Here is a 3195-nt window from a genome sequence, read left to right as displayed (position 1 = left end):
TTGTTGGTGCAAACCTGCAAGAGCAAGTTATGTCTTAGATTCAAGAATCCCCGTCGATTTATCGCGGGGAGTGTCAATGGTCGTAACTTCAATCTGGTTGTAGCAATCGAGCATCATCAAGATAAACAGGGGAATATACTAGGACGAGCAGTGGCTAACTCTAGCTTCCATCATTTAGTTGATTACAACTGGGATATTAACAAAGGCTGCCCCACTTTTGTAGATGAACCACCGGGAGATGGTATGAAAAAAGAGCCACGCGCCTTAGAAGATATCAAAACCTATGTGCGTAATGTCGCTTTCTGGTTAGCAAATTGATTAAGTAGTCATTAGTCATTGGTCATTGGTCATTGGTCATTGGTCAAACAGGATTTTGGTGCATACCCTGCCCCTTATGGGTGGAAAAACTTTTTCTTTTCAGACTAATTCAAACTACGTTAAAGAATGGACGTGGTATCTCAAGGACTAATAACTAATGACTTTCGCGTTGTGGTTTAATTTTTTTACTAATTGCCGTAAGTCCACCGCGATACCCAGTATTTTTGGTATCGCGGCGGATAGTTCACGTTTCCCCACCAACGACTACATCTCGAATTCGGAGACTAGGGCCACCACAACCCACTGATAAGCCGTTTTGCCCTCCCTTACCACAACCGCCGGATTCATCCCAGTAAAAGTCATTACCAAGTGCCTCAATATCCGCTAAAGTTTGGAATACATTTCCCGAAAGCGTTACATCCCGTACAGGTTCCGCAATTTTGCCATTTCTAATCATCCACGCTTCCCCAGCGCTGAAGGTGAACATTTCCCCATTCGTCATTCCACCCAACCAATTACGGGCATAAACTCCTTCTTTGATATCAGTAAATAAGTCTTCAACTGGCGTTTTACCTCGTTCAATCCAGGTATTTGTCATCCGCACAATGGGAGTAAAGTGATAGTTGAGACAGCGTGCGTTACCCGTAGGCGCTTCCTCCAATTTGCCAGCGGTTTCACGAGAATGTAAACGTCCAACTAAAACTCCATCTTTAATTAGTTGAGTAGTAGTAGCAGGCGTGCCTTCATCGTCATAAAAATAGCTGCCGCGATGTCCTTCTGGAGCCGCGCCATCAAAAATTTGGAGTTCTTCTGGACCAAACCGCCGTCCAATAGTCATGACTTCCAGCAGATCGGGATTTTCATAAGCCATATCGGCCTCAGAAAGATGACCGAAAGCTTCGTGGACAAATAAACCCGTAAGAATTGGGTCAATGACTACGGTGTAAGTATTGCCTTTAACCGATGGCAGAGATAAAGCTGCGATCGCTCTTTGAGCGGCACTTTTTACCTGTTCATCCAAATCAGTTAAATCTTCGTAAGCTTTGCGAGAGCCAGTCGTTTCCCGTCCAGTTTGTACGGTTTCGCCATTTCTGGCGGTGGCCGCAAAGCGCATTTCCATATCCACCCAAGATTGCTCGATCAAAGTGCCTTCTGAGGTCGCGATGATCACTTTTTGGGCGCTGTCACCGTAACGCACGGAGGTAGTGGTAATCCGGCGATCAACGCTTTTGAGTAATTCAGCATAGCGATCGCACAATTGTTTTTTCTTCGAGAGTGGTATTTTGCGAGGGTCTGCACCTTTTAGGGGTAGAATGCATACTGCTTGCACCGCGTCAATTGGTGCAAGTAAAGTTTCTTCATCACCAACCATCCGCGCAGCAGCGATCGCTTCTTCAATACGATCCTGAATTGTCGCCAGCTGGTTAAAGCAGCTCAATCCCCATCCACCTTTATAACAAGCGCGAATATGTCCACCAATGGAGATGCCTTCACTGAGGGTTTCTACCTTGTCGCCACGCAACAAGATATCAGTCCCTTCTGCTTTTTCAAGGCGAATCATCAGATAATCTACACGCTTTGAGTAACGGGCGATGAGGTCAGAAAGTAAATTTTGGGCATCAGCAAATGTAGTCGGCATTTTCAGGCATTAGTAATGACGAACTGCATTTATTTTGCAATTATTTGGGGAATATCTGCTACTCAATGTCGGAGTTCACTTAATGAGGGGACTGGGGACTAGGGAATGGGGATTAAATTCTTCCCAATACCCAGTCCCCAGTCTTGCCCGTAGCACTCTGACTCTTAGTACTTCCTTTTTTACGGTGGGTAAGAACTGAATGATGTGCTAAGGTAATCAAGTGAGAATAAAATTCGGTTACAGTGTTTGTTTTTAGTATTGACAGGCTTTTCCCTTTTGGTCTTAACAAGCTTGTCTCCGAAATCTAAATCTCTACACACCTATGATTTTGGAGATAATGCATGTCAATTTATGTAGGTAATCTATCCTACGAGGTCACACAAGAAGACCTCAATTCTGTATTTGCTGAACATGGTACTGTAAAGCGTGTTCAGTTGCCTACTGACCGTGAAACAGGACGTCCACGCGGCTTTGCTTTTGTAGAGATGGGTACAGAAGCTGAAGAAACAGCTGCCATTGATGCTCTTGATGGGGCTGAGTGGATGGGACGCGACCTCAAAGTGAATAAGGCTAAACCGAAGGAAGATAGAGGTGGTTCCTTTGGTGGTGGGAACCGAAGCAACAGCGGTGGTGGCGGTGGATACAATCGAGGACGCTACTAAACTTTAAGATCAAAAATTAAGTTTTAACGTCTTAAGGGCAGAATCATTATCTGCCCTTTTTGCGCTCCGGTCTATTGGATGGCGTGAAGGAGGCAGGAGGCAGGAGGCAGGAGGGAAAGTGCCTTTCTTGTTAAAAGTGCCCAGTACCAATTAAGTAGGAGATGAAAATGACCCAAGTATTTGTGGGCGAAAATGAAGGAATTGAGTCAGCCTTACGTCGATTTAAGAGGGAAGTTTCCAAAGCAGGTATTTTTCCAGACATGAGAAAGCATCGTCACTTTGAAACGCCTTTGGAAAAACACAAGCGCAAAGAAGTTGCAAGGCACAAACAACGTAAGAGAAATTTCCGTCGTAATTGATAACTAGGGATACCTACGGTAAGCTACACTAACGCACTCTCTCATTAGATTCTTAGCTGTCGAATAGGCGATCGCTGTACTCCAAAGGAGAATCTAATGAGTAAGTTTTAACCTGCGCCAACCTTTCCTAGTATAAGGTATCGGGAGCATGTCAACTTTGTTAGAACAAACGAACTAAACAGGTTCTAAAGTTGGTCATTAAGATAAGCGCAGCGAT

3 protein-coding genes and 1 pseudogene are annotated in these 3195 nt (G+C 44.6%); 3 read left to right on the top strand and 1 reads right to left on the bottom strand.

From position 1 onward, the window contains the following. Nucleotides 1–318: pseudogene (locus RM347_RS35570) on the top strand (hypothetical protein); the annotation flags it as partial. 244 nt (nucleotides 319–562) lie between these two features. Here RM347_RS35570 and RM347_RS35565 read toward each other — a convergent pair. Further along, a complete protein-coding gene (locus tag RM347_RS35565; RefSeq protein ID WP_322718924.1) occupies nucleotides 563–1957 on the bottom strand; it encodes a TldD/PmbA family protein in 1395 nt (464 codons plus the stop codon). 341 nt (nucleotides 1958–2298) lie between these two features. Between RM347_RS35565 and RM347_RS35560 the strand changes: the two genes are divergently transcribed. Further along, nucleotides 2299–2619 carry an RNA recognition motif domain-containing protein gene (locus RM347_RS35560; RefSeq protein WP_322718923.1) on the top strand — a complete coding sequence of 107 codons (321 nt, stop codon included), beginning with the start codon at nucleotides 2299–2301 and terminating at the stop codon, nucleotides 2617–2619. A 167-nt stretch (nucleotides 2620–2786) separates the two neighbouring features. Continuing rightward, nucleotides 2787–2978: a 30S ribosomal protein S21 gene (gene rpsU, locus RM347_RS35555; RefSeq protein ID WP_094333031.1), complete on the top strand. Its 192-nt coding sequence runs from the start codon at nucleotides 2787–2789 to the stop codon at nucleotides 2976–2978. The last annotated feature ends 217 nt before the right edge of the window (nucleotides 2979–3195 follow it).

This window comes from Nostoc sp. ChiQUE02 (assembly GCF_034531305.2).
Taxonomy (GTDB): Bacteria; Cyanobacteriota; Cyanobacteriia; order Cyanobacteriales; family Nostocaceae; genus Nostoc.
The sequence above is the reverse complement of the archived record's forward strand: the minus strand, read 5'-3'. Positions and strand labels throughout refer to the sequence as shown.

Excerpts from the sequence above, each read along its gene's own strand:
- RM347_RS35560 (WP_322718923.1), top strand. The coding sequence starts at position 2,299 with ATGTCAATTTATGTAGGTAATCTATCCTACGAGGTCACACAAGAAGAC.
- RM347_RS35565 (WP_322718924.1), bottom strand. The coding sequence starts at position 1,957 with ATGCCGACTACATTTGCTGATGCCCAAAATTTACTTTCTGACCTCATC.
- rpsU (WP_094333031.1), top strand. The coding sequence starts at position 2,787 with ATGACCCAAGTATTTGTGGGCGAAAATGAAGGAATTGAGTCAGCCTTA.